25 protein-coding genes and 2 pseudogenes are annotated in these 26,849 nt (G+C 68.2%); 10 read left to right on the top strand and 17 right to left on the bottom strand.

Annotation, left to right across the window (positions count from 1 at the left end):
- Positions 1-44: 44 nt before the first annotated feature.
- The gene (locus ABD340_RS11005) at positions 45-905 is read left to right on the top strand and encodes a helix-turn-helix transcriptional regulator (protein WP_344588641.1); all 861 of its coding nucleotides are present in this window, start codon (positions 45-47) and stop codon (positions 903-905) included.
- Between the two features lie 45 nt (positions 906-950).
- Here the strand turns inward: ABD340_RS11005 and ABD340_RS11000 are convergent, their stop codons facing one another.
- From ABD340_RS11000 to ABD340_RS10985, 4 genes are all read right to left on the bottom strand, one after another.
- A complete protein-coding gene (locus tag ABD340_RS11000) occupies positions 951-1,433 on the bottom strand; it encodes a hypothetical protein (RefSeq protein ID WP_344588640.1) in 483 nt (160 codons plus the stop codon).
- A complete protein-coding gene (locus ABD340_RS10995; protein ID WP_344588639.1) occupies positions 1,430-1,954 on the bottom strand; it encodes an RNA polymerase sigma factor in 525 nt (174 codons plus the stop codon). The genes ABD340_RS11000 and ABD340_RS10995 overlap by 4 nt, the downstream gene beginning before the upstream one ends.
- A 1,399-nt stretch (positions 1,955-3,353) precedes the next feature.
- A complete protein-coding gene (locus ABD340_RS10990; protein WP_344588638.1) occupies positions 3,354-4,010 on the bottom strand; it encodes an integrase core domain-containing protein in 657 nt (218 codons plus the stop codon).
- Positions 3,995-4,405, bottom strand: a complete 411-nt coding sequence (locus tag ABD340_RS10985) for a hypothetical protein (RefSeq protein ID WP_344588637.1) — start codon at positions 4,403-4,405, stop codon at positions 3,995-3,997. Before ABD340_RS10985 ends, ABD340_RS10990 begins: the two co-directional genes overlap by 16 nt.
- Positions 4,406-4,842: 437 nt before the next feature.
- Here ABD340_RS10985 and ABD340_RS10980 point away from each other — a divergent pair, with 437 nt between their 5' ends.
- Positions 4,843-6,084, top strand: coding sequence for an IS701 family transposase (locus ABD340_RS10980; protein ID WP_344588809.1), 1,242 nt, complete (start codon positions 4,843-4,845; stop codon positions 6,082-6,084).
- A gap of 10 nt (positions 6,085-6,094) precedes the next feature.
- Here ABD340_RS10980 and ABD340_RS10975 read toward each other — a convergent pair whose 3' ends face one another.
- Entirely contained in the window at positions 6,095-6,517 is a 423-nt protein-coding gene (locus ABD340_RS10975; RefSeq protein WP_344588636.1) for a nuclear transport factor 2 family protein, read from the bottom strand.
- 134 nt (positions 6,518-6,651) lie between these two features.
- Between ABD340_RS10975 and ABD340_RS10970 the strand changes: the two genes are divergently transcribed.
- Positions 6,652-7,254, top strand: a complete 603-nt coding sequence (locus ABD340_RS10970) for a TetR/AcrR family transcriptional regulator (RefSeq protein WP_344588634.1) — start codon at positions 6,652-6,654, stop codon at positions 7,252-7,254.
- A gap of 274 nt (positions 7,255-7,528) precedes the next feature.
- On the opposite strand, the gene ABD340_RS10965 is transcribed toward ABD340_RS10970, so the two are convergent.
- Positions 7,529-8,401 carry a GIY-YIG nuclease family protein gene (locus ABD340_RS10965; protein ID WP_344588633.1) on the bottom strand — a complete coding sequence of 291 codons (873 nt, stop codon included), beginning with the start codon at positions 8,399-8,401 and terminating at the stop codon, positions 7,529-7,531.
- Positions 8,402-8,857: 456 nt separating this feature from the next.
- Between ABD340_RS10965 and ABD340_RS10960 the strand changes: the two genes are divergently transcribed.
- On the top strand, positions 8,858-10,789 hold the full coding sequence (locus ABD340_RS10960) for a hypothetical protein (RefSeq protein ID WP_344588632.1): 1,932 nt from the start codon (positions 8,858-8,860) through the stop codon (positions 10,787-10,789).
- A 218-nt stretch (positions 10,790-11,007) separates the two neighbouring features.
- On the opposite strand, the gene ABD340_RS10955 is transcribed toward ABD340_RS10960, so the two are convergent.
- Positions 11,008-11,895 (bottom strand): helix-turn-helix domain-containing protein, encoded by an 888-nt coding sequence (locus tag ABD340_RS10955; protein WP_344588631.1) that lies wholly within the window; start codon positions 11,893-11,895, stop codon positions 11,008-11,010.
- A gap of 105 nt (positions 11,896-12,000) precedes the next feature.
- Between ABD340_RS10955 and ABD340_RS10950 the strand changes: the two genes are divergently transcribed.
- A complete protein-coding gene (locus ABD340_RS10950) occupies positions 12,001-12,714 on the top strand; it encodes an SDR family NAD(P)-dependent oxidoreductase (protein ID WP_344588630.1) in 714 nt (237 codons plus the stop codon).
- A 639-nt stretch (positions 12,715-13,353) separates the two neighbouring features.
- Here ABD340_RS10950 and ABD340_RS10945 read toward each other — a convergent pair.
- The 8 genes and pseudogenes from ABD340_RS10945 to ABD340_RS10910 all read right to left on the bottom strand — a co-directional run bounded on the left by ABD340_RS10945 (position 13,354) and on the right by ABD340_RS10910 (position 21,086).
- Positions 13,354-14,808 carry a hypothetical protein gene (locus ABD340_RS10945; RefSeq protein WP_344588629.1) on the bottom strand — a complete coding sequence of 485 codons (1,455 nt, stop codon included), beginning with the start codon at positions 14,806-14,808 and terminating at the stop codon, positions 13,354-13,356.
- Positions 14,805-16,118, bottom strand: a complete 1,314-nt coding sequence (locus ABD340_RS10940) for a GMC family oxidoreductase N-terminal domain-containing protein (RefSeq protein ID WP_344588628.1) — start codon at positions 16,116-16,118, stop codon at positions 14,805-14,807. Before ABD340_RS10940 ends, ABD340_RS10945 begins: the two co-directional genes overlap by 4 nt.
- Before the next feature lie 71 nt (positions 16,119-16,189).
- On the bottom strand, positions 16,190-17,197 hold the full coding sequence (locus ABD340_RS10935; RefSeq protein WP_344588627.1) for a Gfo/Idh/MocA family protein: 1,008 nt from the start codon (positions 17,195-17,197) through the stop codon (positions 16,190-16,192).
- A 79-nt stretch (positions 17,198-17,276) separates the two neighbouring features.
- Entirely contained in the window at positions 17,277-17,438 is a 162-nt protein-coding gene (locus tag ABD340_RS10930) for an ABC transporter ATP-binding protein (protein WP_344588808.1), read from the bottom strand.
- A 168-nt stretch (positions 17,439-17,606) separates the two neighbouring features.
- Positions 17,607-18,047 (bottom strand): annotated as a pseudogene (locus ABD340_RS10925) (ATP-binding cassette domain-containing protein); the annotation flags it as partial.
- The gene (locus tag ABD340_RS10920) at positions 18,044-19,735 is read right to left on the bottom strand and encodes a dipeptide/oligopeptide/nickel ABC transporter permease/ATP-binding protein (RefSeq protein WP_344588626.1); all 1,692 of its coding nucleotides are present in this window, start codon (positions 19,733-19,735) and stop codon (positions 18,044-18,046) included. The gene ABD340_RS10920 and the pseudogene ABD340_RS10925, both read right to left, overlap by 4 nt.
- Positions 19,732-20,673 (bottom strand): ABC transporter permease, encoded by a 942-nt coding sequence (locus ABD340_RS10915; RefSeq protein WP_344588625.1) that lies wholly within the window; start codon positions 20,671-20,673, stop codon positions 19,732-19,734. Before ABD340_RS10915 ends, ABD340_RS10920 begins: the two co-directional genes overlap by 4 nt.
- 29 nt (positions 20,674-20,702) lie before the next feature.
- Entirely contained in the window at positions 20,703-21,086 is a 384-nt protein-coding gene (locus tag ABD340_RS10910; RefSeq protein WP_344588624.1) for a hypothetical protein, read from the bottom strand.
- On the opposite strand from ABD340_RS10910, the gene ABD340_RS10905 reads away from it, so the two are divergent.
- Together ABD340_RS10905 and ABD340_RS10900 are read left to right on the top strand one after the other, a co-directional pair.
- Entirely contained in the window at positions 21,043-21,999 is a 957-nt protein-coding gene (locus tag ABD340_RS10905) for an oxygenase MpaB family protein (protein ID WP_344588623.1), read from the top strand. The genes ABD340_RS10910 and ABD340_RS10905 overlap by 44 nt on opposite strands.
- Complete coding sequence (locus ABD340_RS10900) at positions 21,953-22,144, top strand: hypothetical protein (protein WP_344588622.1); 192 nt, start codon at positions 21,953-21,955, stop codon at positions 22,142-22,144. The genes ABD340_RS10905 and ABD340_RS10900 overlap by 47 nt, the downstream gene beginning before the upstream one ends.
- 183 nt (positions 22,145-22,327) lie before the next feature.
- Here ABD340_RS10900 and ABD340_RS10895 read toward each other — a convergent pair whose 3' ends face one another.
- Positions 22,328-23,167, bottom strand: a complete 840-nt coding sequence (locus tag ABD340_RS10895; RefSeq protein ID WP_344588621.1) for an oxidoreductase — start codon at positions 23,165-23,167, stop codon at positions 22,328-22,330.
- Between the two features lie 251 nt (positions 23,168-23,418).
- On the opposite strand from ABD340_RS10895, the gene ABD340_RS10890 reads away from it, so the two are divergent.
- From ABD340_RS10890 to ABD340_RS10880, 3 genes and pseudogenes are all read left to right on the top strand, one after another.
- Positions 23,419-24,336: a helix-turn-helix transcriptional regulator gene (locus tag ABD340_RS10890; RefSeq protein WP_344588620.1), complete on the top strand. Its 918-nt coding sequence runs from the start codon at positions 23,419-23,421 to the stop codon at positions 24,334-24,336.
- Positions 24,333-25,130: an SDR family NAD(P)-dependent oxidoreductase gene (locus tag ABD340_RS10885; RefSeq protein WP_344588619.1), complete on the top strand. Its 798-nt coding sequence runs from the start codon at positions 24,333-24,335 to the stop codon at positions 25,128-25,130. Before ABD340_RS10890 ends, ABD340_RS10885 begins: the two co-directional genes overlap by 4 nt.
- 256 nt (positions 25,131-25,386) lie before the next feature.
- A pseudogene (locus ABD340_RS10880) lies at positions 25,387-25,845 on the top strand (Tn3 family transposase); the annotation flags it as partial.
- 87 nt (positions 25,846-25,932) lie between these two features.
- Here the strand turns inward: ABD340_RS10880 and ABD340_RS10875 are convergent.
- On the bottom strand, positions 25,933-26,838 hold the full coding sequence (locus tag ABD340_RS10875) for a helix-turn-helix transcriptional regulator (RefSeq protein WP_344588618.1): 906 nt from the start codon (positions 26,836-26,838) through the stop codon (positions 25,933-25,935).
- Between the last annotated feature and the right edge of the window lie 11 nt (positions 26,839-26,849).

Below are 26,849 nucleotides of genomic sequence, written 5' to 3'. Positions count from 1 at the left end.
CCGCTCCCTGGATACACTCGCCCGCCGCCAGGGACCATGGGGCCATGCAACGTGACCAGCTCGCCGACTTCCTGCGCCGCCGCCGCGAGGCGATCCGCCCGGCCGAGGTCGGCATTGCCGATGGCCCCCGCCGCCGCGCCACCGGCCTGCGCCGGGAAGAGGTGGCCATGCTCGCCGGCATGTCGGTGGACTATGTCGTCCGCCTGGAGCAGGGCCGCAGCAGTCAGCCCTCGCCCCAGCTGCTCGGCGCGCTGGCCAGGGCGTTGCGCATGTCCGACGACGAACGCGACCACCTGTTCCATCTGGCCGGCCACCGGCCCCCGCCCGCCGACGCGATCGCCCGCCTGGCCCGCGCCGGCCTGATGCGCATGCTCGACCTGCTCGGCGACACCCCCGCCCTGGTGCTGTCGGACCTGGGCGAGATCCTCGCCCAGAACCGGGCAGCCGTCCTGCTGACCGGCGATCACACCGGCTTGTCCGGCGACCGCCGCTACGTCGCCTACCGCTGGTTCACCGACCCCGCCGCCCGCGCGGCCGCCCCGATCGAGGAGCAGGAACACCACGCCCGCCAGCTCGTGGCCGACCTGCGCGCGGCCGCCGGCCGCCGACCCGGCGACCCCACGCTCACCGGACTCATCCAACGACTGCAGGCCGCCAGCACCGACTTCCGCCAGCTCTGGGCCGAGCACCACGTGGCGGTCCGGCGCGCCGACCGCAAAACCATCCTGCACCCGCGCGTAGGCCGCCTGCTGATGGACTGCGAGACCCTCGTCACCCCCGACCAGAGCCAGCAACTGCTGGTACTCACCCCAGCCGACGCCGAAACCCGCGAACGGCTGGAACTGCTGCGGGTCCTCGGCATCGAGGACTTCCCCGCCGGGGCTACCGACACGCCCGCACGGTGAAACGACCGACCACGGGCGCCGGTGCGTATTCGGCGGTCCGGCCAGCTAGTGCGGGCCGGATTCGGTGAGGTCTGCCTTTCGGCGTAGCAGGGCCGCTCGGCGTGCGCGGGCGCGGGCCAGGAGCAATCCGGCCAGGGTGATGAGGATGGTGCTCATCGCCAGGGCAAGGACCACGCCCTGGTCCCGTACGGCGGCCAGCGTGATCGTGATGGTCGTGGTGAGCAGCGCGGCGGCCAGGGCAAGCCAGCCTGCGATCACGCGGTCCAGGGCGAACAGCGGGGCGCGGCGTGTGGTCGACCAGATGCCGTAGCCGGTCCAGGCCAGGCAGATCAGGAGGAGTAGAGCGAAGGACAGGTGGGTGCGGTCCGGAAGGGCGTCGGGCTCGGTGGCCCACAGCACCGTGGTGAAGGACGCTCCGGCCAGTCCGGTGAGCAATGCCCCGACACCTCGCAGCCGCCGGCCGCGGGAGAGTACCGGCGCCAGCCGCTGCAGCATCTCCTCCGCAGAGGTGGGTGGTTGGTCGTTCATGGCTGGTATCCCCTCTCGACCAGGTGGTCACGTAGCAGGCGACGGGCGCGGTGGAGGCGGGACTTGACGGTGCCGACCGGGATCGCGCAGATCTGCGCGCAGTCCTCGATCGACAGATCCTCCAGATAGAACAGAATGAGGATTTCCCGCTCGGTGGCCGGCAGGCCGGCCAGGGCGGAGATCAGCTCGTTGCGTTCCACGACCTCCTCGGCCAGATCCCCGGCCGACGGCTCTTCGGCTCCGCCGGGCGTCTCAGTGACCGTGTACTCGTGGCGGAGCCGGTTGAGCACCGTACGCCGGGCGATGGTGAACAGCCAGGGCGTGAACCGGCCGGGGTCGGCCAGTCGCGGCAACCCCCGCAGCACCGCCACCCAGATCTCCTGGGCCACGTCGTCGGCCCGCTGTTCATCCAGCATCCGACGGACGAACGTCCACACCGGCGCATGCCACAGGCCTACCAGCTCAGCGAAGGCTTCCCGCTCGCCGAGCTGGCAACGGACCACCAGCAGCTCATCGTCCATCCCCGTCCTCCCATCCCCCACACAGTCGCGGGACACGGCCGTCGGGTTCACGCCACCGCACCGGGTGATCGTCGACCAGCGGACGCGGCGACCGCTGACAGACGGTGCCGAGGCACTGCGGGTCGTTCCTGAGGGAGGGATCCGGGGCCACGACCAAGCAGCGGCAACCAGCGCTGATTGCTCTGCACGTCTACCCGTACGGAGCTCTGCACATCAAGGAGTACACCGACACCGTGAGCGGCATCCCCGCATGCACGGGGAACAGCATTCCCATCCGCGGTGGTACTACATCGTCGCGGGTCCATCCGCGTGCGCGGGGAGCAGGTACGGGCGGGCGTGCCCACACACGGCGGACTGGGTCCATCCCCGCGCGGGGATGGTCCCGCTAGATACGCGTCCCCGCTTAGTTACCCGTACTGCTCCCCGCGCACGTGCGCGGGGAGCACCCCCGTGCCGACCGGGCGCCGGCCGCCGTGCGGGGAGCAGTCCCGGCCGGGGCCGAGTGCGTCCCGGATCATGGGTCCATCCCCGCGTGCGCGGGGAGCAGCGGGTGGCCCTCGGCCGGCGCGTCCTCGGATCGGGTCCATCCCCGCGTGCGCGGGGAGCAGGTTGAGTCGGAGTCCGGTTGATGGGGCCGGTCCGGTCCATCCCCGCGTGCGCGGGGAGCAGACTTGCTGACCTGGGCTTCTACCAGCCAGTAACACGATTTGAAGGCACTTTTGGAGAGTTGGACATTTTCAGACGGTCCGATCAGGTCGGAGGTCAGCGACTGAGATCAACTTCATCGCTTGCCACAGCAACGGCACCCTGGCGCCCCTGCCCCCAAGCAGCCGATGCCCCAAGGGAGGATAGTCAGCGGCCCCATCTCACCCCCTGCGCAGGCAAGGCCAACAACGCCGGAGACAGCGGCACGCACACTCCTCAAACAATCGCCGCGCATAAGAAGATGGTCCCACCACGGAACCGAACTCGTGAATTTCAGCTTGACTCCCTCGCACACAGACATGGCTCAGGCGGACAGTGATGTCGGACACCAGGCAGTCCACTCCCCTGCCTCACCCCCTTCGCCCGAACGACACCGTGATCGCGGGCCATGTTTGCTCGTTGTTGGCTCGAGGGCATTGGTACGGGTCGACAAGCCATGGCACAGACCGACACGGAAACGTGGCTGGACGCGGACAGAACAACATAGAGTGTTACCGAGAGCGCCGATCTAACACGAGAGCTCTTTTAATCCGTAGGTTGTGGGTTCGAGTCCCACGCGACCCACCAGCCTGACCTGAGCAAACGCGCCCAGCCGGGTGTCCCGGCGATCATACCTGGGCCGTACTGGGACCTGTGGGGTTCCATAACCCTGTCGCGGTAGCTGACCGGCGACGTTGCGGTCGACTGGTGAGGGTCATGCTGACTGCCGGTACTCGTTGATCAGACCGCCCAAGACCCTCCCCCGCCGGATTCTCGCCGTCGTCATGTCGGTTATCGCGGCCGTGGTGATAGAGCTGTCGTCGCGGTCTGGTGGTCGCAGACTCCGGGCCCGGTGCGGACGATGCCGGTTATAGTGCACGACGTACTCATTCAGGACCGCGTGCAGGTGGCGTGGCCCGGCAATCAGCATTCGGTCGGTGACCTCGGCCCGCACAGTGCGGATCCAGCGTTCGGCATAGGCGTTCGCCCTCGGACTCCGCGGCGGGATCTTCACCACCGTGATCCCGGCAGCCGCCAGTACTGCGTCGAACGCCGCAGTGAACTGCCCCGCCCGGTCGCGGACCAGGAAACCGAATCCGGCGGCCCGATCCCCTAGATCCATCAGCAGATTCCGTGCCTGCTCCACCGCCCATGCTTCCGGGTGCGCGGTCACACCCAGGACATGGACGTGGCGTGTGCTCACCTCCACCACAAAGAACACATAGACGCGACGCAAGGTAACCGCGCATTCGACGTGGAAGAAATCACACGCCAGCATGGTCGTGGCCTGGCTGCGCAGGAACTGCCGCCAGGTGGACCGTTTGCGTTGCGGCGCGGGCGGTATCCGCAGCCGTTTCAGGACCCGCCGCACCGCGCAGGCCCCTGGATGCCCAGGCCGAGCAACTCGCCCTGGATCCGCCGGTACCCCCAACCGGGGTTCTCCCGGACCATCCGCTCGATCAGCACCACGAGCCGGGTATCGACCGGCGGCCGGCCACCGCGATGAGAATAGGTCCACCGCCAGCAGACCAGCCGCCGATGCCAGCACAGCAGCGTCTCCGGGGTCACCAGCCGACTCATCCGCGGCTGTCTGGGGAGCAGCCGCACCAGGGCGGCGATCACCGCCAGCTCGGCCCAGTCCCGCTTGGGCCGGGGATTCTGGCGCCGCAACACCGCGACCTCCTGGCGCAGCGCCAGCAACTCTGCATCCTTCGACGCCGCCGAACGCGCCAGCAGGGCCATCCACCCGACCAAGCGGACGAACATCAAATACAGCATCCGTACCGTCACAAGCACGCGATCCTGCCAGCACAGCGACCACCAGAGGTTGCATACCGGCAGGTCAGACACCTATGCCCCGTTTTGGAACCTCACAGGAGTGCGTTTCCGGTTCTGACCAGGATTTTCTTCTCGGTAGGTGACTCGCGAACCCAGTGGAGCTTGTTTTCGAGCGCGGTCTCGGGGTCGCCGAGCGGCTCGTCGCCGGGGCCGTTTCCTGGGGAATGCGTCCACCAAAGGCGTTCTTCAAAGCCTGCTCGGGCATCTAGTACTCCAGTTGGAGTTCAGGGTGTGAGCTGCGGGGATGCGGCCTGAGGACAGTGGAGGCCGTCGTGATCATTGTCGTTGTGACGCAAGAAAAGAAGACGGTGGCCGTTGCGGCCGGCATAGCGGTGGATCGGTGGCAGTTGGAGCTGGATGCCCTGATGGGGCGCATCGCTCCGTGCTTTCGTCGGATCGAGTCGCGGGTGCGTGCCAGGGCCCTGCTTGGAGCGCTGATGCTCCATGCCGAGCGGCGGAACTGCTGGACCTTGGCCGAGGAGGCCGGGGAACCGAATCCGTACCGGTTCCAGCACCTGCTCTCCCGCGCGAAGTGGGACGATGCAGCAGTGCGCTCGCACCTGCGCGGCTATGTCGCCGAGAGCCTGACGGGCGAAGGGCTGCGGGTGCTGGTGGTGGACGAGACCGGCGATGTCAAAAAGGGCGTCCGGACCGTGGGAGTCCAGCGGCAATATTCGGGCACGGCAGGGCGGGTCGAGAACTGCCAACTGGCCGTCTACCTCGCCCTTGCCACTGCTGCCGGGCACGCTGCGGTCGATGTCCGGCTCTACTTGCCCAGGGTTTGGTGCGAGGATGCCAAGCGCCGCGAGACCGCCGGGGTCCCCCAGGGCATCGACTTCGCCACCAAGCCCGAGTTGGCCGCCCAGATGATCGCATCGGCGCTGGAGGCGGGCGTTGCGGCGGACTTCGTGACCGGGGATGAGGCCTACGGGATCAACCCATCCCTCCGCCGGATGCTCGAGCAGCGAGGCCTGTCCTATGTGCTGGCGGTGGCGAAGACCACCCCGGTGTCCTGCCAGGCCGGGAAACACACCGCCGCGGCCGCGCTCGACCGAGTACCCGACACCGCCTGGGCTCTCTGCTCATCCGGGGCCGGTGCGAAAGGTCTGCGGCTGTATGAGTGGGCCTGGGTCGAGCTGACTGCTCCGGTCGCGGGCGGGCATGCCGGGCTGCTGGCCCGCCGATCGCGCTCGACCGGCGAGATCGCCTACTTCTTGACCTGGACGCCTGAGCCAGTGCCGCTTAAGACCCTGGTCCAGGTCGCAGGGGTGCGTTGGAGAGTCAAGGAGACCTTCCAGGGCTCGAAGGAATTGACCGCTCTCGATGAGCACCAGGTACGCACCTGGACCTCCTGGTACCGGTGGGTCACCCTTGCGATGCTCGCGTTCGCGTTCCTGGCCATCACCCGCACCGTCGAGCACCGGCGCCACCCGGACTGTGAGGTCATCGTCGCGTTGACCTGCAACGAGATCCGCCACTTGCTCGTCTGCGCCACCGCGCCACGGCTGTCGTGGGAGCACCGCCTCCGCTGGTCGACCTGGCGGCGGAGTCACCAGGCGACCGCCAAGCGACTCCACTACCAGCGACAGCGTGCCCTCGCAGCATGAGGTCCGAGCGCTACTGGGCGGGCATGTCTGCGTCGCCGAGGCCCTCCGGCCGTCGGGTCAGCGCCTCGGTGATCGCCGGGATGTCCTGGTACTCGCGCCAGTGTTTGATCAGGCCGTCGCGGACTCCCAGCACGGCGATGCAGGTTACCGAGGACCGCACGCCGGTGGCGGTGACCGTTCCGGTCAGCTCGTATTCGACGACGATGACCTCAGGGTCGTCGGTCTGGTAGGTGGCCAGTTCGCGGAACTGCTCGAACCGCACCAGCAGGCCCGCGCCGCTGGTGCGGTAGTACGACAGCCACGCCTCGCGGCCCTCATAACGCCGCATGCCCGCAGGGGCGAACGGCGTCTCGACTACGAGATCTTCGGCCAGCAGTTCAGCTGGGAGGAGCGTAGCGCCAGCACCGTCCCCGCGCAGGACTGCTTCCTGCATGCGCCGGTAAATCGCGAGCGGACCTGCTGTGCCGGTCGCCGATGGGGCCATGGTCGAACCTCCAGAAGTAAGATGAGTGCGACTCAAGATCCATCATAATGAGTCTGACTCACTTTGTCGACGAGGGAGTGCCGATGAATCGAGACGGTGTGCCGCCTGCCGGCGACGGTGCTGGTGAACGACCAGTCCGTGCCGACGCTCGCCGCAATCGGGCGCGCATCCTGGAGGCGGCCGAGGCTGTGTTCGCCGAGCAAGGCGCGTCGGCCTCGACCGAGGCGGTGGCCGAGCGCGCCGGCGTCGCGATCGGTACGGTGTTCCGACACTTCCCGACCAAACCCGAACTGCTCCAGGCCGTGGTGATGAACCTGCTGGACCGGCTCATCACCGAAGTCGACGCGCTGGTCAACGACCCGGACGCCGTAACCGCCCTATTCGAGTTCTGCACCCGCGTCATGTCGATCAGTGCCCAGAACAGGGCCGTGTTCGAGCGACTCGCTGAAACCGGAACCCGGGTCCACGTCGGCGACGCCCTGACACGTCTCCGGCCCGCCGTCGATCTGCTGCTCGAACGCGCTCAGAAAGCAGGCGCCGTCCGCGACGACCTGCGACCCGATGAGCTGATCGCCCTGCTCGCAGCGATCTGCCAAGAAGCGATGACTGATGAGTGGAGCGAGCAATTTCGTCATCGCGCGCTGACCATCCTCTTCGACGGAATGCGACCGACCGCAAAGCCTTGACCGCAGCCCCGCGCCAGACAGGGGCATCTCAACAACACAGCAGCACACAGCCGAACTACAACTGGAGTACTAGTCGGCAGCGACGCCTTCGGCGTAGTGGTCCCAGTACAGAGGTTGAAAGGTTTGAGGTCTCGCGGCGTGGTTGTCGGAGGCGCCCCGTCCGCTGCGACGCCGTTGGTAAGTGCTTCTGGCGAGACGGATGCGGCCCCGCACCCACCGGCCAATTTCACGTCCTGGACTTCTCACTCAGGATGCAGTTGGTGGGCATTCACGTTTAGTCCTTCCTAATTCCTTCGGGCTCTTTGCGCTCACGTGCACTATCCAACACTACTCGAGCAAGGTGACCTGGTTCGCTGCTGAACTGACTTAGGTTTCCGTCGACATCGATGAGGTACCAGCCATCATCTGCCGGCCACAGGTATCCCACAATTTCACCGTCCGTGGTACGGATCGGCTCGGACTGGCCAATGCGTTCCTGGATACGGGCACGCTCTGCCGCCTCACGAGCCTCCCGACGTTGCCGATATCTCCGCTTCCCCTCTTCGGAGCAGCCTGGTGCGGTACAGCCCTCCACGCGACATCCATAGCCACTCAACCAGGTCCGATCGCAGCCACACTCGTCAGCACAATGACGATTTTTCCGGACGCAGTAAAGATGGTCAGCTTCTTGCAGGAGCTTCAGGAACAGGGGATCACGGTCGTAATTCGCGGTGGCGGAAAAGTACTTCACGTATTCCGTCCAACGGGCCTTGTCGCCTCGTGTGTTCAGGCCTGCCATGGCAGTCACGGCCGCTTTGCATTTTTCCTCATGCGTCAATCCGTGGGATAGGTCTCGTTGGATGGGCTTGGCCATTGCCGCACGAAATAACGCGAGTGCCTGACCGGAATCGGCATGAAAATACTCTCTGCTCTGGCCGGCACGCTTGAACTCTGCCTCAAAGTGGGCGATTAGCTGTTCTTCCCAATCGTCCATGTCATCAACCCGGACGGTTTCCCGAAGAACTTCCCCGGCACCGTGAATAGCCGCAAGACGCGCATGTTCATCCAGGCGTTGATCTGGATTCTTCGACTGGCCGACCTTGACGATTCCTGAATCGAAGGCGATCAGGTACACGTGACCGGGCTTCAGTGTCTTCGACCATGCCATTGTCCGCATCCTCTCAGCCACACGATGTGACTGCCGTGATCTTGAGGCAGCTAGGTGATCTTAGAGCTCGCCTGGCGGACGGCTGGCCTACGCGACAACAACGCCCGTCCTCACCCTTGACAAGGAGGAAGGAGCTTGCTAATCGTCTCGCCTCCGAGGGAACCACCCGAGACCAGCCGTGAGTACTGTGCGCGACCTGCCCGGGACGAGTCGGCGGCGGCGCTGCTGGATCTCCACGACCGCACCGTCAAAGTTACGGGCCGGGCTCTTCTCAACCCTGTGCATCACCGAACTACTTCCGAGTCACTACGCACGACCGGGTGGATCGTGATGGGGCCACTGGTGGCCAGACAGCGGCCCCGCGCTCATGCCGAGGTGGCGAGCCTGGTAAACCCCTACCGACGGCACGCGGCACTCTGGGCCATGACTCGGCTCGGCGATCACAGGAGACCATCCATGGGCCAAGCGAATTCGAAGTCCGGACTTCCGGATGCCTTTCTGCATGCGATGGCTAGGGCCGGGAGGGCCGATTCGCCGGCGGTTCGCATGGTGGTCGAGCGGGTTCGCACCATGGACGCGGGCTTGCAGCGTGACGGCCTGCTGCTGGTCCTCTTACGCGAGACGCTCACCGAAATGGCGCCCGAGTGGATGCTGCGGACGGCGGTGCAGAGTGACTTGGATAGGGAGGCCGAGACTCACTTCTCGGATTCAATGGAGTTGGCTGCGGCGGCGCTCTCCCATCCGTCCTGCAGCGATGTATTGCGTGAGGAGTTCCTGGCACGCTGCACCACCCCTCGACTTGCAGTTCTAGGACGTGCGGGTTGTACGGACGCGATGGCACAAGCCGTCGTTACGGAAATCCAGCGGCGCGGACCTCACGGACAACCGATGACGCGGGAACTGCTGGAGAACCCGGGCACAGCGCAACTCATCCTGCGAGAGCCGCGACTGCACGATGACGTCTTTGCCGCGGCGTTCGCCCTCCTGCCCCGGCCCCCCGAAGTCGACGAAGAAACTGGGGACGACGACACGTGGCAAGCGTTCGACCAGGTGATGAAGGCATGGAAAGCCATATGGGGACAGTTGGTCACCGTCCATGCCCATCGTCACCGTGAGCTCGTTGACCGAGCACGAGGCACACCAGCCCGGTCCACCATTCATGACCATCTCCTAGGGACCATTCCCTGGGAGGTGGACCCGGCGCTTCTTGAGGAACTCGCCGCAGAAGATCTGACGCGTTTCGCGCACAACGTGCTGGTCACCCGGCTGTGTCGGACCGTGCGAGACGGAGCGTCCGCCGAAGAAGCACGTGCCCTGTTCGCCAACGAACTTGAGGCTCTGCCCGCAGATGACCGGCGTCATGTGGAAAGCTACCTCGCCGACTCCGAGTTCTTGCTGGAGTACGGGTGCAAGTCCGCGGTTTCATGGGCGCGGCGTGCGGCGGACGGCGCCTGGCATTACCTGCTCAATCCCGCAGAGGCGACGAACCACTACGGCGATCCTAGAGCCTGGCGCACATCGGGCGACCTGCTCGCCGAACTCGGCCGACGCTTTGCCACGGCAGCGGTCCGGGCATTGGAACTCTGGGAACCGCCGTCCTCCAGGAGGTATCGCGAACCAAGGGACCTCCTTTGGGTGCACGGCATGCTGCTTCACCTCCCTCACGTCACGGAGGAGGTGAAGGCCAAGGTGCGGCTCGTGCTCCGGGATAACCGGCCGGCACCCGAAGGCCGGTGGCGGACTCGAAGCATCACCGCGCGGGACGACGAGCGACGGCTGTCCGAACTGCACGCGGCGATCGAGCGGATCATCGCGGACCCAGCGGCGACCACACGAGAACAGGCCCTGGGCGATCCTCGCCAAGTGAGCCCGCGGGATCTCGCAGCGGCGACAGATGACGTCCTGGAGGACTACCTCAACCGGTACGCCGACGACGAACTCGTAGAGAAAGCGCTCCTCTCCTTTGCCCACAGACCACGCTTCCGGCTCGCCTTTGCCGACGTGCTAGCCCGGCACTCGGCGCCGCAGGCGGCGATTGTGCAGATCACGATGGATCTACGGGGCCGACTCGGCGGGGGTCCCAACCTTCGCGAGGAGTGGACCCGTGCGGCCTTGGCCCTCCCCGACCGCACCGACGAACTGGTTCGCGCCCTGCCCGCTTGGACAGTCCTCTCGATCGGAGCAGGCAATGGGTACTCGCCTCCTGATGAGGTGGTCACCTCCGTCGTTATGGCCGCACTCGGTGAGAACGAAGCGGGCTGGGCGCGATTCGCGGTGAATCCGTCCTCCTATGCGGGGCCGAATGCATGGCTGCGCCTCGGCGAGATCCTCGACGCATCGCTTTCCGGAACACCGTGGCCGAATCCCCGGGCGCCCAGGCAGCCCTAAGAACTGGGCACCCGATTTCGGAGTTGGTCTGGTCCCGTTCTGACGGTACAGGCGGAACATGACCATGAGCACCGACACAGGCACGGCAGGACAGTTCAAGTCGAGAGAGCAACGGGACCTCTCCCCTATGGTTCGACAGCCGGGTCGACATCACCGCCCAACCAGCCTCCCTACGGCATCGACAGCTCAGCTCCCGTTGCGGACGGCTCGTACCCCGCCTACCGGCGTGTGCGCGGGCTGTTCGTGGTGACCGGCGGACCAGCGATCGCGGCGAGCCGCAGCTTGGTCTCGTCCGCGCTGCCGGGCACGGCAGTCATGATCACAATCTTGTGCTCGGAGTCACCGTCGGTCAGCACATCGCAGTCCACCGTGACCGGCCCTACCGAGGGGTGCTCGATCGTCTTGTGGTCCGCACGGTGAGCGGCCACCGTACCGATCGCCCATAGTTCGGCGAACCGTTGGTTGCCCGCACTCAATACGCGGATCAGCTCTGCCAGGCGCGTGTCGTGGGGGAAACGGCCGGTGGCGCGGCGCAGGTCGGAGACGACGGCGGCGTCGGTGGCGTCCCTGTCCAGTTCGGTCACAGGCCATAGCGCGAGGCGAGCAGGACTCGCACCGATCGGGAACCTGTCGCGGACGAAATTGCGCAGCTTCGGTGGCACCGATGAGGCATCGCCCAGCAGCCCAGCCCAGCTGCGGTTCCACCAGATCAGCTGCCAGTCCGCCGCGAACACGGCGACCGCGACGTCCCCGAGCCGGGTGAGCACACGGTGAACGCCGGGTGGAATGTGGTCAGAGATGGCGCCGTCGGCTGGCGGGACGAGACGGGCCAGTCGGTACAGATGGTCCCGCTCGGCGATGGTCAGCTGCAGGGCACGCGCAAGGGACGCGACCACCTGTGTCGAGGGCGTCGTGGCCCGCCCCTGCTCCAGGCGCACGACATAGTCGACCGACACACCGGCGAGTTCGGCGAGTTCCTCGCGGCGTAGCCCGACCGCACGGCGAGCCGGGCCCGCCGACAGCCCCACGGCCGACGGGGGCAGCCGCTCCCGCCAAGTGCGGATCATCGCACCCAGCCCGGCCCCAGGTGTCGTCATGACGCCCATCTTCCTGCATCCTCGGTCATCGAGGTGCAAATCGATGGTGGTACTGCTGCTCCTACCGTTGAGGCGTCCCTGGCCGGGTGCCACGGGTGGACGAACAATGAAGGTATGACCAAAGAACGCATGACGATCATCTTCATCACCGGAGCGAACAAGGGGCTTGGCCGCGAGACCGCCCGCCGCCTCATCGAACTCGGTCACACCGTGCTTGTCGGAGCCCGAAACCCCGAACAGGGCGCGGAGGCCGCCGCCGCGCTCGGCGCGCGGTTCGTCCCCATCGACGTGACCGACGACGCGTCCGTCACCGCCGCGGCCGCAGATGTCGCCGAGCAAGAGGGCTCGATCGACGTTCTGATCAACAACGCCGGCATCCACGGCCCCGCCGGTGATCCCAGCACCCTGACCGGGACCGACGCCCTGGGTGTCTTCGATGTCAACCTCGCCGGTGTGGTCCGAACGACCACCGCGTTCCTGCCGCTGCTACGCCGATCATCAGACCCGGTCATCGTCAATGTCAGCAGCGGAATGGGCTCGCTCGCCTTCACCCACGACCCGTCGCGGGTCGAGTCTTCTGCCATCGCGCCGCTCTACAGCGCCTCGAAGGCGGCGCTCACGATGCTGACCACCCAATACGCCAAAGCGCTGACAGGCATCCGCATCAATGCCGCCGATCCCGGCTACACGGCGACCGACCTCAACGGCCACAGCGGCCCCCAGACCGTCACCGAAGGGACGGACGCGATCGTCGGCCTCGCGACCGAAAAGCCCGGTGCCGGCTCAGGACGCTTCGTCGACCGAACCGGTGAGATCGCCTGGTCTTGAACCCGGCAGACAGCTGCTCGGCGGGACTCGGCGTCGTGGTGGTGTTCGGCTGCGGCGGCGAGGGCTTCGGGGACCCGCCGACACCGCGAGGAAGCCGTTTTGACGCCATCCCGATCCGGCCATGTTCATCGAACCCGACACGCAGCTCAACTGCCGCGGGCGCTGAACGTTGCGGAAGGTTCCGTCCGCCTCTCCCGGCGCGTGTAGTACCGGTATCGCTCCTTCCGGGCCCGCGCGGCTTCGGGCCTCAGGCTGAGCAAGGAGATGCCCGGATGATGTCTTTCCAGGTCGCGCCAGAAGCCGGCCACGACCCGGACGGGCCCGGGCAGCGAGCCGTAGTCGGGAGCGGGCTCCGCTCTTTGAAGTAGTCCACCAGCAGGTCGCGCACGGGCCGACATGCGATGCCATGACGGTCGACCAGCTGCTCGACGCTCATCTGCCCTCAGTCACGCAGAGCGCGCGCAAGGTGGCCGGCGCATCGCTGGGAAACTTGGCCACAAAGTCGCCCCTAGACGCGGCAAGGCCATCGACCGTGGGGCCCCCGGCCATGGCTTGTTCCGCGGGCACGACGCCGCCGCCATCGAGACGACCACCGATGACAAGGCCGGCGCGGCGGCCCGATGATGCCCGCCATTGGTGTCAGGGGCGCCGTGTTCTGCCTGGTTTTGACGGCCTCGGCCTGCGCAGGATGGGGTCGAGGGCATCGACGAGTTGCCAGATGGACCGGGCTCGGGCGTAGGCCGCATACCGGGAGATGTTCACGTTTTCCACAAACCAGGACTCCGGCGTGGCGAAGGCGTGGCCCTTTGTCGTGGCCCCGTCGTCGTAGATCCGGTTCGCCACGGCTTCACTCATTTTCAGGGCCTTGGCGATGAGTTCGCGGTCGCGGGTCCGGCGGCCGATGTGAACGGCGGCCGCGGTCGCCATCCAGGTGGTGCCGGGCCACACGTCGGCGATCTCGGGGACGAAACGGCCGGGAGACTGGATGTAGTTCATCGGGTAGGGATTCAGGTTCTCGTCCAGGATGATGGGCGGACCGGTGGGCTTGCCGTCGGCGTCCTTGGGAGCCAGGAAGGCGTCCAGGGTGTTGTGCCAGTGCGTCCGGGCGCGCCGCAGGTCGATCAGATCCGGCAGACCGAGCTGTGAGGCGACGCATTGGGCGTAGAAGGAGTCCAGGAAGACCGCGTCCGGCGGCAGGACCGGCTTTTTTGCACCGAAGATGTCGCCGGTCCGCCCGTCGATGCCGCCGGTGCCGTCGCAGTAGCGGTAGCGCCCGGTCTTGGGGTTCCAGAAGATCCTTTCGAACTCGGCCTTCGCCGCCGCCAGTTCGGTATCGATCTGTTCGCGAACCGCGGGAGTGGCCTCGGGGACCCCGAGGGCGATGGCCGTGGGGGTGAGTTTCGAGAGGATCTGGAGCGACAGAAGGTACAGCTGGCAATTGTAGATGCCGTGGCCGTTGACCAGGAGCTGGTCGTAGGTGTTCGGCGGATTGTTCGACGGCGGGTCCGCCGGGAGGCGGGAGCCGGGCGGGCGGAAGAACTGCGAGTGCTTCAGCGTCCTGAGCATCGGGGCGTACCCGTAGGTCACCAGACTCTTGTCGCCGGTCTCCTTGTACAGCGCGTACACCCGGTAGATGAGCTTGTGAAAGCAGTCCCGGAACGCGTCGCCGCCTGCGGGATCGAAGAGCGCGCCGAGGTCGTCGGTGTTGGGAGGCGGTGCGCCGAAGACGGGTTCGGACGTCGCCGAGGGGGCGCCCTGGTTGGCTGCCGTCGCGCTGATGTAGGGACCTGTGTTGGCCTCGATCTGCTGGGGCACCCGCCCCCACCGGTCCTGCTTGGTCAGCTGCAGCCAGGCGCGGAGGCGGCCGAGTTCCAGGTTGGGGAACAGTTTCGTGTAGCACACGTACCCGAAGCTGTCGACGTCCATCTCGTTGGCCGATGCGCCGCCGCTTCCGGCGTCGATCAGGTAGAACAAGTGGGTGCCAGGGAGCTCCGAACCCAGGCGAGGCCCGCCGGGGGCGGGAGTGACGGAGCTGCTGACCAGGCCCGCCTCCCAGAACGAGGCGTTGAAGACCATCCCGGACAGCTCGTTCAAGGCCGCCTTCCGCAGCCACACCGGGTACTTGGGGTTCTTGGCAATCGGCTTCCACCACGCCTGGACGGCGGCGAGGGAGTCCTCGCGGCGCGCCAGCTCACGCTTGGCGATCGCGAAGGCCTGCTTGAACGGGTAGGGCCGCAGGCGCCGTGGCCGTGCGGGTGCGGTTGCGACCGGGGCATGTGGCGGGTAGCGGTAGAGGGGCCGGGGCCGAGGCCGTCGTGGACGTCGGAGTCGAATAGGCCGAACGCGACGGCGTACGTGTGGCCTTGAAGGCAGTCGCCGACCCACTCGTTGCCCAGGCCGCTGAGTTGGAGCAGCCGGGCGGTCTCGATCGCCCCGCCGGCGAGCATGATCCGTTCGGCGCGGACGACGCGCGCGGCGCCGTGGGCGGCGATCTCGACGTCGCCGTCGTCGGAGATTCGGACGGCCTGGGCTGAGGTGATCAGGTCGGTTCCCATTTCGATGGCGCGGGGCAGGACGGTGCTGTGGGTGCCGTTGCGGGCGTCGACGGGGCAGGCGAAGCCGATGCACTGTCCGCAGCGGATGCACGGGGCCCGGCCGCCTCGGGGTTCGGTGTTCAGCAGCAGCGGGACGGGGCCGGTCGGCCAGCCGAGCGTCCGGGCTCCCGCGTCGAGCAGCGCGGCCTCGGTGGTCGGGGGGAACGGCGCCATCGGGTAGTCGCGTTCGCGGGGGCCTTCGCCCGGGTGGGCGCGGCCGGCGACGCCGAGTTCCCATTCGACCTGGTCGTAGAACGGTTCGAGGTCGTCGTAGGTGATCGGCCAGTCCGCGAGCGCGGATCCCTCGGGGACGCCGTACAGCGACGCCATCCGGAAGTCGTCTGGCAGGAACCGCCACGCCTGGGCACCGAAGAACCGGGTGCCGCCGCCGACGGTGATCGCGTTGTGGTGGTAGCGCAGGTCGTCGTACTCAACGGCCGTCTCACCGTCGTCGCCGGGCACGGCCCGGGGGTGGCCGGGGGGCGTGTCGAGGTCGCCGCCGAGGAAGAACCGGTGGTTGCGGACGTGGTCAATAGCCAGGTCGCGTGCGCCGAACCACGAGCCGCGCTCGACCACCAGGACCGACGCCCCGCTTCGCGCCAGGACGAACGCGGCCACGCCGCCTCCGGCGCCGCTGCCGACCACGATGGCGTCGTAATGCTCGCGCAGGTCGCGCAGCGCCGGCACGGGCGGGCGCGTCGCCAGGGGCACCTCGACGGGCGGGCGACCCGCTGGATAGGGATCGAATCCGAGCTCTTCCCAGGCACCTGAGTCGGGGTCGGTGTAGAAGTCGAGCGGTTCACGGTCCATCGTGGCCGCCTTTCGTCAGAAGCATGGGCCGGTGGCGTCCACCGGCGAGGTCGGGAGGCACGTCGCGGTCGTCACAGGACCGATCCTGCGGCGTTGGAGGACGGGGTGGAGCGTGTGCCGCCGGCTGGTATCTGGGCGCGGATCGCGTCGAGGGTGGAGGCCAGCGCGATGGTCTCGTCGAGGGTCATGGCCGGGCTCTCGGTCAGGCCTAGGGCGAGGCAGTGGTGGACCTCGTCGATCTCGAACCTCAGCCCGCTGCCTTCGTAGGAGGCGTCGATCCGCTCGGTTCCGCCCGCGTGGGTGGTGATGGTGAGCGCCTGGGGCCAGTGCATGAACGCCGGGAGGTCGATCGAGCCGTCGGTGCCCGCGATACGGGCGGTGCACGCCATGTTCGTGCGGATCGCGGCCTTGACCACGCCGAGTTTCCCACCGGAGTGGCGGAGTACCGCCGCGACCTGCTCATCGACACCGGTCTGGCCGATGACGCCGTCCGCGACGACGTGCGCGACCGGGCCCAGCACCAGCGAGCACAGCTGGACGGGATAGATACCGAGATCGAGCAGGGCACCGCCACCCAGCTCCGGCCGGAACAGGCGGTGCCGGGGGTCCTCCGGCATCCGGAATCCGAAGTCGGCCTCCACCAGGAGCGGCTCGCCGATGCGGCCGCTGCCGATCACCTCGACCAGGGTGCGGTAGGAGGGCAGGAAGCGGCTCCAGACCGCCTCCATCAGGAACAATCCGCGAGCCCGGGCCTCCTGGACCATCCGCCGGGCCTGCCCGGCGTCCAGCGCGAACGGCTTCTCGCACAGCACGTGCTTGCCGGCCGCCAGGAATGCGAGGGTGTCCTGCTCGTGCCGCGACTGCGGGGTCGCCACATAGACCACGTCGATGTCGGGATCGGCGGCCAGCCCGGCGACCTCCCCGTACCTGCGCGCGATCCCGAACCTGTCGGCGAACGCCTCGGCCCGCGCGAGCGAGCGGGACGCCACCGCGACGATCTGTCCACCCCCGGCGGGCCCCATCGCCTCGGCGAACTCGGCCGCGATCGTCCCCGGCCCCACCACACCCCACCGGATCACCGCCCGCTCCCCGAGTCGGGGGCCGGCCGCAGCGGCCCATCGGTTCGCCGCGGTGCGCACCGGGGCGTGTGCATGCTTCTCATGATCTGCTCCCGGGAGAGGAAAGCTCTTCAGTCGTGAGCTCCAGGCGCTCGGCCCGGCGCAGGCGCTGCTTCTTCGGGTCCGCGACCGGAGCGGCCATCTGCAGCTTGCGTGTGTAGGGGTGCTCCGGGTTCGTCGCGACCCTGTGCGCTTTCCCCATCTCGACGATGCGTCCGCGGTGGAGGACGGCGATGCTGTCGCTCACCTCGTGGACGACGCCGAGGTCGTGGCTGATGAACAGGTATGCCACGCCCGTCCCGCGCTGGATGTCCTGCAGTAGCGTGAGCACTCGGGCCTGCGTGGTCACGTCCAGGGCGCTGGTGGGTTCGTCGCAGATGATGACCGAGGGGTCGAGGGCGAGCGCCCTGGCGATCGCGATCCGCTGCCGCTGGCCACCGGAGAACTCCCGCGGGTATCGCCCGGCGGCGTCGGCCGGCAGCCCGACGGCGTCCAGCAGCTCCCGTATGCGCGTCCGGCCCTCCGTGGCACCGGCCGCGGCGAGGGGTTCCACCAGGATGTCCCCCACTCTCATCGCGGGGTTCAACGAGGAGTACGGATCCTAGAAGACGACCTGGATGTCGCGTGCGACCCTGCGTCGGCGGGCCCTGGGGATGTTGCTGACGGTCTCCCCGTGGAAGGTGATCGAGCCGGCCGTCACGGGCGCGAGCCCGAGGATCGCCCGGCCGATCGTCGTCTTGCCGGATCCGGACTCGCCGACGAGGCTCAGCGTCTCGCCCGCGCCGAGGTCGAAGGAGACGCCGTCGATCACAGTGGTGCCGCCCCGGCGTCCGCCGTAGCGGACGACGAGGTCCTGCACCCGCAGATGTCGGCCACGACGCCGAGGTTGTGCGTCACGAGGATCATGGCGAGGCCCCGCTCGTCGCGCAGTTCCCTGAGCAGTTCGAGCACCTCGGCCTGCACGGTCACGTCAAGGGCGGTCGTCGGCTCGTCGGCGACGATCAGGTCGGGCCCGGAGGCCACCGCGCCGCAGATGAGCACCCGCTGGGCCATGCCGCCCGAGATCTCGTGCGGATAGAGCCGGAAGACGTGCTCCGGGTCCTTGATGCCGACCCGCGACAGCAGCCCCAGCAGCTCCTTCTCGGCGTCGCGCCTGGTCGTCTTCTTGACCGCACGAAGGCCGTGCGTGAGCTGCGCGCCGACCGTGAACGACGGGTCGAGGTTCGCCATGGGCTCCTGTGGGATGTAGGCGATCCGCCTGCCGCGCGCGTGCCGCATGAGTTTCTCGCTCGCCAGCAGGTCCTGGCCGTCCAGCAGGACGCTTCCGCCGAGGATGACCGCCTCGCGCGGCAGGATGCCCAGCGTGGAGAACGCGATCTGCGACTTGCCCGAACCGGACTCGCCGACCAGCCCGTGGATCTCGCCGCGCCGCACGTCGAGGTCCACGCCGTGCACGACCTCCCGCAATCCCCCGCCGCCGTCCGGATATCCGATCCGCAGGCCCCGGATCGACACCACCGCGTCCGCCGGAGGCGCCGGGCGCTGCTCGTCGTCAGGCTGGGCCGCCGCCCGCGCTCGCCGGATCAGCTCACGGCGGCGCCGCGCGGACGGCGCCTTGCCGCCGGCCGGTGCCTGGAGCACGTCGCGTAGAACGTTGCCGAGCAGGACGAGGGACAGGATCGTCAGGCTGATGAGGATCGCCGGCCCCGCCACGCCGGGCCGGTTGTCGTAGATGTTGTTGAACGACTCCTGCAGGACGCTTCCCCAGGCCGGCCGGGACGGGTCGCCCAGGCCCAGGAAGCCCACCCCGGCCTCGATGCCGATGCCCGCGGCGAGGATGAACGAGCTCTGGATGATGATCGGTGCGCGCACGGCCCACAGCACGTGCCGGGCGACGATCCTGAGATCGGAGAGGCCGACCACCTTGGCCGCGTCGATGTACAACTCGTTGCGGACGCCGACCGCGATCGACCGGACCAGACGGAAGTACGTCGGCGCGACGAGCACCCCGAAGACGGCCATGGCGGTGACGATGTCGGGGCCGGTGCGGGTGTAGAGCGCGATGAGCAGCACGATCCCGGGCATCGACATGACGACGTCGGAGAACCAGTTCGCGACCGCTTCGAACCTGCCCCGGTAGAAGCCGGCGGCGAGTCCGCTCGGCACACCGAACGCGACGGAGACGACCAGCACGACCAGGCAGGCGAGAAGGGTCTGCCGCGTGCCCCACATCAGCCGCGACAGGATGTCCCGGCCCGTCGCGTCCGCGCCGAGGAGGTGGCCGGAGGTGAAGGGCCTCGCGTTGACCGCGCCGAGGTCCGTCACGTTCGGACCCGTCGGCGCCAGCCAGGGGCCGGACAGCCCGAGAAAGATCACGAAGAGGAGGAAGGCCAGGCAGCAGGCGCCCAGCGGGTCGGTGAGCATGCGCCGCAGGAGGGACCGCACCGCCGCGGCCGACCGGTTCTCGGCGGCGGGCACCAAGGCCGGGGTCGTCGTCACCGGGTCCTCGCCTTCGGATTGACGGCCGCGTTGGCGAGATCGCCCAGCAGGTTGACGACGAGCACGATCACGACGATCACCAGGACGCACCCCATGACGACCGGCACGTCGCCCTGCTGGGCCGCCGTGTTGGTCAGGTCGCCCATGCCGGGGAGCGCGAAAACGACCTCGATGATGACCGCGCCGCCGATCAGGGCGATCGTCTGCAGGCTCAGGACGGTGAGTCCGGGGCCTGCGGAGTTGCGGAGCACATGCCGGAAGATCACAAGCCGCTCCGGGACGCCGCGGGCCCGCAGCGTGCGGACGAAGTCCCGGGAGAGCGTGTCGAGGACCGCCCCCCGGAACTGCGAGGCCGCGGAGGCGACCGACCCCGTCAGGAGGGCGAGCACCGGAAGCGTGACCGATGAGATCCAGCCCCTCAGGCTCTGGTCCGGCGACACGTATCCCGTCGCGGGGAACAGGCGTACGGAAATGGCCAAGGCGAAGATGAGTCCGATGGCGACGATGAACGGCGGGACCGCCGCGCCGAGGACGGCCAGCACCTGGACGACCCGGTCGATCCACCCTCCGTGGACGGCGGCGGCGACGCCGATCAGGACGCTGACCACGACCGTCAGGAGGAGCGACAGGACGATCAGCGCGAGGGTCACGGGCACCCTCGTCGCCAGCGCCGAGGCAACGGACTGCCCCGTGAAGAACGAGCTTCCAAGGTCACCGGTGACGACTCCCCGGAGCCACTCCCCGAACTGCACGAACAAGGGCCGGTCCAGTCCGAGCCTGGCGATCTCCGCCCGGACGTCGGCCTCGGCGGCGTCCTTGCCCAGAACCGCCCGTGCGATCCCCGGCCCGTTGCCGAACATCAGGACGAAGGTCACGAAGCTCACCACGAGCAGGACCACGACCGCTCGGACGACCTTCTTCAGCAGTGCGACCAGCACCGGAAATCCTCTCGCTCACCGATGTCGGGCTACTGGAAGTCCCACAGCTGCGGGTTCAGACCGTTGAGGTCGGATGCCGGCCGGACGTTGATCTTCGGGTTATGGGCGTAGAACCCGTCCGGGTAGGCCATCGGCGCGAACCAGGCCTGGCCGATGATGTGGCGGTTGATGTCCTGCTGGGCCTTGACCGACTGATCCTTGGTGCCGTTGATGATCGGCTTGTAGAGCTTCTCGATCGTTTCGTCGTGCTGGTGCATGACGTTCCAGTTGCCGTCGGGCAGGACGTAGTCGGCGATGTCGATCAGGGACTCGCCGTAGTTCCCGAGCCGCCACAGCAGCAGCGGGTACTTGCCGCTCAGCAGTTCGCCGATGGCGTTCCGCCGCCTGTTCGAGCAGGCCCTCCAAAACGGCATCGAATCTCTCGACGCCCCACCCCGCGAGTTGGTGGACCTGTTCGCCGAAGTGGACGCCGTCCCCTACTGGGTCGACCCTGACCTGGTGCGCACCGGCGACCTGGACACCATGGCCCCGCGCCGCCTGGCTAAGACCGCGAGTTGGTGGGTGGACGTCACCACCCCCGGCGGCCTCGGCCGTTTCGAAGCGGGATTCAGGAGCACCTTGCGCGTGCGCGTCATGCACGCCCAGGTCCGAGCAGCCATTCATGAGCGCGACGACTGGGACTTCGACGCCTGGGACGCGCCGATCAACCAGATCCAGCTCACTGGGACCCTGCTGCTGTTCTCCCTGGTCATGCTGCTCGGATCGCGGACCCTCGGGCTCAGGTTCTCCGCCGCCGACCGGGCTGCCGCCCTGCACCTGTGGCGCTATGCCGGCCACCTGATGGGCGTCCATCCCGACCTGCTGCCCGCCACCGAAGCCGACGCATGGCGGCTGCTGTGGCTGGAGGCGGACACCGAGTTCATGCCCGACCAGGACTCACAACGCCTGGCCCGCTCCCTCATGAACGCCGCCGCCCCGCTCCTGCTACCGCCCCGCTGGAAGAACTCCGCCCTCGCCCGGCGGGCGCTGACCAACTACCTGCTGTCCTACAGCCGCCTGATTCTCGGTAAACGCAACGCCGACTTCCTCGGGGCCCCGGACGACAAGCGCTATCAGGCCGCGGTCGCCGCGGCCTCCGCCGCCGTCTTCGTCCTGGAGACCGCCCGCCGCCTCGTCCCTGGCGCCACTCGCCTCAGCGAACATTTCGGCCACCACCACCGCACCACCATGGTCCGCCGCATGATCCGCGAACAACGCGGCGACCTCACCCACAGCCGCCATGACAGCCTTCGCCGCGCCGCCCCACCGGCGCCTGACCCGAGGTGACCTCCGGCCGCCGGCCGCGCTGCTGCACTGGGCGTGGGACAACCCGGTGCCGGCCAAGGCGCTGGGCGGCGAGCCGGACTTCGCCGGCCGTTCCATCACCGTGCACATCGGTCCTCTCTTCGACCAGGGTGCGGGGTGCTCGTGACCCTGCTCGCGCGTGCTGGCACCATGTACTTCCTGACACGGGCGATCATCCACTGCATTTGTGTGGCCGTCGAGAAGGCCGTCAGATGCGCGGCGATGACTGTGATCCTGTGGTACGCCCTGCGTTTGTCGGGCGCCTGCTGGTCGCGGGGCCCGCAGCAGGTGCAGCGGGCCCCGCGGGTGGTCAGGCAGTGGGGAAGTCCGCGCTGCGGGTCAGGGTCTCCCAGGTGGTGAATTCGGTGCGGAGCTGGTCGAGCTTGTCGATGGCCATCTCGTAGGCGGGGCCGCCGAGCAGCAGGCGCAGCGGGGGCTGATCGGCCTCGACGGCGGTGATGATGGCGGTGGCCGCGCGGGCGGGGTCGCCGGGTTCATTACCGGTTCCGGCGCGGAAGTCGGCGCGCTGGGCGCCTGCGGTGGCCGTGTAGTCGGCGAGGCCGTGCTCAGGCAGGGTCTCCTTGGCCGAGCGGCCGGCCCAGTCGGTGCGGAACGGGCCCGGCTCGACGAGCAGGACCTTGAGGCCCAGCGGTGCGACCTCCTTCGCCAGCGCCTCCGAAAGTCCCTCGACGGCGAACTTGGTGGCGTTGTAGTAGCCGACGGCGGGGAACGAGCGCAGCCCGCCGATGGAGGAGAAGTTGACGATGGTGCCGGTGCGGCGCTGCCGCATACCGGGCAGGACGGCTCGGGTGACGTCGGAGAGTCCGAAGACGTTGATCTCGAACATCCGGCGAATCTCCTCGTCGGTGCTCTCCTCCACCGCAGCGAAGTAGCCGATGCCGGCGTTGTTGACCAGCACATCGATGCCGCCGAAGCGGTCCTGGGCTGTCTGAACGGCGGCGCGGACGTGCTCGGGTCGGGTGACGTCCAGCGGGAGGGCCAGGGCGCGGTCGCCCGCGGCCTCGACGATGTCCTTGATCTGCTCCACGTCGCGGGCGGTGACCACTGCCCGGTCCCCGTGGCTGAGCACCGCGCGGGCCAGTTCGCGGCCGAAGCCGGTCGAGCAGCCGGTGATGAGCCAGGTCTTCACGGAAGGTGTCCTCTCGAATAGGGCGGAGGGACGCCATCGGGTCGATGTCCCTCCGGCCACGGGTCGGATCTGGGCTCGGCGTCGGCCCGGTGAAGTCAGGTGGCCGGGGCGCCGCACATCCAGCAGAGCACCGTCGGCCCACCGGTCAGGGCTCGATGGCTGGGGCGAAACTTCCTGGTCAGCGGCTTCATAGGACGCACAGACCCAGCTTCGGGCCGTGTCCGGCGGGGCGGGCGGGGCAGCATGGTGGCATGGCACGCAACGTGGATCTCAGCGAATTTCTGCGCCGCTGCCGTGCCCGGATCAGCCCGGAATCGGTGGGGCTGCCCGAGCGCGGCGCCTACCGGCGCGTGCCCGGCCTGCGGCGTGAGGAAGTGGCGCAGCTGGCCGGGGTGAGCACCGACTACTACACGCGTCTGGAGCAGGGCAGGAAGATCAGCCCCTCCCCGAGCGTGCTGGAGGCGATCGCCGCGGCGCTGCGGCTCGACGACGCCGAGCGTGCCCATCTGTTCGACCTGGTACGGCTGCAGACGGGCAGCGGGGCCCGCCGCGGTACGCCCGTGGTGCAAAGGGTCCGGCCGGGCCTGCGCCGGCTCCTGGACTCCTTCACCGACCAGGCAGGGTTCATTCTCGGGCGGCGAGGAGACATCCTGGCCACCAATCACCTCTGCCGTGTCCTGATGGCGGACTTCGACGCCATGCCCTACCGGGATCGCAACCTCACCCGTTGGATCGTCCTGGACCCGGCCGCCCGGGATCTCTACGTGGACTGGGAGAAGATCGCCTCAGAGATGACGGCGATCCTGCGGCTGGACGCGGGCCGCCACCCCGAGGACACCCGCACCGCGGAGCTGGTCGGGGAACTGTCCATGAAGAGCGACCACTTCCGCCGCTGGTGGGCCGACCACAAGGTGCTGGACCGCACGTTCGGCCACAAACGCTTCCGGCACCCGGTCGTCGGACTCCTGACCATCGACTACCAGGCGTTCACCATGCCCGGCGAGGAAGACCAGACCCTCTTCCTCTACCTGCCCGCCAAGGACCAAGCCTCCCAGGACGCATGGAAGCTGCTGACCAGCTGGAACGCCGACGTCCCCGCCAGGGAGCGGGCCCCTGGACAGAGAAAGACCACACCTCAAAAGACCACACCTCACAGGAGTAGACCATGAGCACCACTCCCTCCCGCCGGCCGCTGGCCTTGGTCACCGGCGCCTCGGCCGGGATCGGCTACGAGCTGGCCCTGCTGTTCGCTCGCAACGGCTACGACCTGGTGGCCACCGGCCGCAGCGACAAGATCCACCAGGTCACCGCAGACCTCGAGCAGAACGGTGCCCAGGCGATCCCCGTCCAGGCCGATCTCGCCGACTACCAGGGAGTCGAAGACGTCTGGCAGGCGGTCGAGAGGACCGGTCGGCCGCTGGAGGCGGCCGTCCTGAACGCCGGCCGCAGCCTCGGCGGAGCCTTCCTCGACACCAACCTCGACGAAGAACTCAGCGTCCTGTCGCTCAACGTCACCTCCGTCGTCCACCTGGCCAAGCGCGTAGCCCGCCACATGGCCGACCGCCGCCGCGGCCGCATCCTGATCACCTCCTCGATCTCAGCCCTGACCCCCACCCCCTACGAGACCATCTACGGCCCCTCCCGGGCATTCACCTTCATGTTCGCCGAATCGCTGCGGCACGAACTGAAGGAGCACGGCGTCAGCGTCACCGCCCTCCTGCCCGGCGCCACCGACAGCCAATTTCACTCCCGCGCCGGCATGGACAACACCTCACTCGGTCCCGGAGCCAAGAAGAACAGCCGTGTCGAGGTCGCACGGCAAGGCTTCGAAGCCCTTATGGCGGGCAAGGACCACGTCGTCGGAGGCGACCGCGCCACCAAGCGCACTGCCCTGATCAACCATGTGCTTCCCGAACCCGTCAAGGCCGCCCGCCAGGCACGCCTCACCAAGCCCCACGCCTAGAGCCGGAGCGGACGTGGCTCCAGACGCCGTGTGTTCGGGCTGAACGGCGTGCCCCCAGGGTGAAGATCTCCTGTGCATACGCAGGCTGCTACGAAGGACGGCGTGAGCGTCTCCCCCGAGAGGCGGCAAATCACGCCGAGTCCCGCGTGGCTTCGCCCTGTCCCCTCGCCTTGTGAGGCGTCGGGGTCACCTGCGGTCATGTAGGTACTCTGCGGGCGGTGGGTGAAGGAGGTACGGCGGGCCGAAGCATCCGACGTACCGGGCGATCGAGGAACTCGGGCGGGCGGTGCGTGCGTTCATCTGCGACTACCTCGCGGACGCCGACCTGCGTCGCGAGATCAACGACGGGCTCCAGGTCGTGGAGAACTGGAACAGTGCCAACCACGACCTGTTCTACGGCAAGGACGGCGACCTGACTGGCTCCGACAAGGAGTCCCAGGAGGTGTCCATGCTGGCCCTGCACCTGCTCCAGTCGGCGTTGGTGCACGTCAACACCCTGCTGCTTCAGGACATCCTGAGCGAGGAGAAGTGGCAGAAGCGGCTCACGGACGCGGATCGGCGGGCTCTGTCCCCATTGTTCTGGACGCACGTGAACCCTTATGGCCGGTTCGAGCTGGACATGAACAGCCGTCTCGACCTGGACCTGACCGCCCTGGCGGCGACGGTGCCCGCGCCGCGCGTCCCCGAGGGAAGGCCGACGTTGCCCGTCATGTGACCGCGCCGGCGTGAGCATCAGGGCGGCCTGGGTGCGGTTCGGGCTGGTGCTTGACCGGTGGGCCGGGAGCTGGGGGGAACGGGCCGCTCAGCGGAGTCGGTCGGTGGGCTCTGCCGCCCGGGAGCGGGTTGCCGCCATGCTGGCGAGGAGCTTGAGTCGCTCTTCGGAGGTGCTGCCCGGTTCGGCGGTGTAGAGGCTCAGGTCGTGCACGGCCCGGCGGGACACGGGCAGGTCCAGAGACTGGTAGGTCAGCTCCAGGGGGCCGACCTCGGGGTGTTGCAGGCGCTTGATGCCCTCGTGGCGGATACGGACGTCGTGCGCGGCCCACAGGGTGCGGAAGTCGGCGCTGAGGGTGGACAGCTCGCCGATCAGTTCGCGCAGGGCCCGGTCATGCGGTTCACGCCCGGCCTCGGCGCGCAGCAGCGCGACGGTGGCGGCGGCGCCGGCCTCCCAGTCGACGAAGAAGTCCTGTGAGCCGGCATCGAGGAAGTGGTAGCGGGCGAAGTTGGGACGGCCGCGCTTGTCGGTAGTGGGGCTGTCGAACATCGGCGCGTGCAGGGCCCGGCCGAGGGCGTTGTGGGCGATGACGTCCAGGCGGCCGTTGCGTACGAAGGCAGCGGACATCGTCATGGAGTCCAGCAGCCACTGGATGCGGGGCGGGACCTCGACGTCCCTGCGGCGGGACGGCGTGCGGCGTGCGGGCCGGGCGGCGCGGGCCAGGTCGAACAGGTAGGTGCGTTCGTCCTCGTCCAGCTGCAGGGCCTGGGCGACCGCGGCAAGGACGTCCTCGGACACGCCGCTGATGTGGCCCTTCTCCAGGCGCGTGTACCACTCGGTGCTCACGCCGGCGAGCACGGCGACTTCCTCGCGCCGCAGCCCCGGGACCCGGCGCCGGGCGCTGGTGGGCAGCCCGGCCTGCTCCGGGGTGATCTTGGCGCGTCGGCTGGCGAGAAAGTCCCGAATCTCCGTGCGGTGGTCACTGTGGTCGTCCATGCCTTCCACGG

It is taken from the genome of Actinomadura vinacea, assembly GCF_039532545.1.
Lineage (GTDB): Bacteria > Actinomycetota > Actinomycetes > Streptosporangiales > Streptosporangiaceae > Spirillospora > Spirillospora vinacea.
The sequence above is the reverse complement of the archived record's forward strand: the minus strand, read 5'-3'. Positions and strand labels throughout refer to the sequence as shown.

Coding starts and splice junctions, on each gene's coding strand:
- ABD340_RS10950 (WP_344588630.1), top strand. CDS start 12,001: ATGACCAAAGAACGCATGACGATCATCTTCATCACCGGAGCGAACAAG.
- ABD340_RS10875 (WP_344588618.1), bottom strand. CDS start 26,838: ATGGACGACCACAGTGACCACCGCACGGAGATTCGGGACTTTCTCGCC.
- ABD340_RS10955 (WP_344588631.1), bottom strand. CDS start 11,895: ATGGGCGTCATGACGACACCTGGGGCCGGGCTGGGTGCGATGATCCGC.
- ABD340_RS10885 (WP_344588619.1), top strand. CDS start 24,333: ATGAGCACCACTCCCTCCCGCCGGCCGCTGGCCTTGGTCACCGGCGCC.
- ABD340_RS10980 (WP_344588809.1), top strand. CDS start 4,843: ATGGGGCGCATCGCTCCGTGCTTTCGTCGGATCGAGTCGCGGGTGCGT.
- ABD340_RS11000 (WP_344588640.1), bottom strand. CDS start 1,433: ATGAACGACCAACCACCCACCTCTGCGGAGGAGATGCTGCAGCGGCTG.
- ABD340_RS10985 (WP_344588637.1), bottom strand. CDS start 4,405: ATGTTCGTCCGCTTGGTCGGGTGGATGGCCCTGCTGGCGCGTTCGGCG.
- ABD340_RS10960 (WP_344588632.1), top strand. CDS start 8,858: ATGGGCCAAGCGAATTCGAAGTCCGGACTTCCGGATGCCTTTCTGCAT.
- ABD340_RS10930 (WP_344588808.1), bottom strand. CDS start 17,438: ATGGGGAAAGCGCACAGGGTCGCGACGAACCCGGAGCACCCCTACACA.
- ABD340_RS10970 (WP_344588634.1), top strand. CDS start 6,652: ATGAATCGAGACGGTGTGCCGCCTGCCGGCGACGGTGCTGGTGAACGA.
- ABD340_RS10910 (WP_344588624.1), bottom strand. CDS start 21,086: ATGCCGTTTTGGAGGGCCTGCTCGAACAGGCGGCGGAACGCCATCGGC.
- ABD340_RS10905 (WP_344588623.1), top strand. CDS start 21,043: ATGGCGTTCCGCCGCCTGTTCGAGCAGGCCCTCCAAAACGGCATCGAA.
- ABD340_RS10890 (WP_344588620.1), top strand. CDS start 23,419: ATGGCACGCAACGTGGATCTCAGCGAATTTCTGCGCCGCTGCCGTGCC.
- ABD340_RS10995 (WP_344588639.1), bottom strand. CDS start 1,954: ATGGACGATGAGCTGCTGGTGGTCCGTTGCCAGCTCGGCGAGCGGGAA.
- ABD340_RS10965 (WP_344588633.1), bottom strand. CDS start 8,401: ATGGCATGGTCGAAGACACTGAAGCCCGGTCACGTGTACCTGATCGCC.
- ABD340_RS10940 (WP_344588628.1), bottom strand. CDS start 16,118: ATGGACCGTGAACCGCTCGACTTCTACACCGACCCCGACTCAGGTGCC.
- ABD340_RS10975 (WP_344588636.1), bottom strand. CDS start 6,517: ATGCAGGAAGCAGTCCTGCGCGGGGACGGTGCTGGCGCTACGCTCCTC.
- ABD340_RS10900 (WP_344588622.1), top strand. CDS start 21,953: ATGACAGCCTTCGCCGCGCCGCCCCACCGGCGCCTGACCCGAGGTGAC.
- ABD340_RS11005 (WP_344588641.1), top strand. CDS start 45: ATGCAACGTGACCAGCTCGCCGACTTCCTGCGCCGCCGCCGCGAGGCG.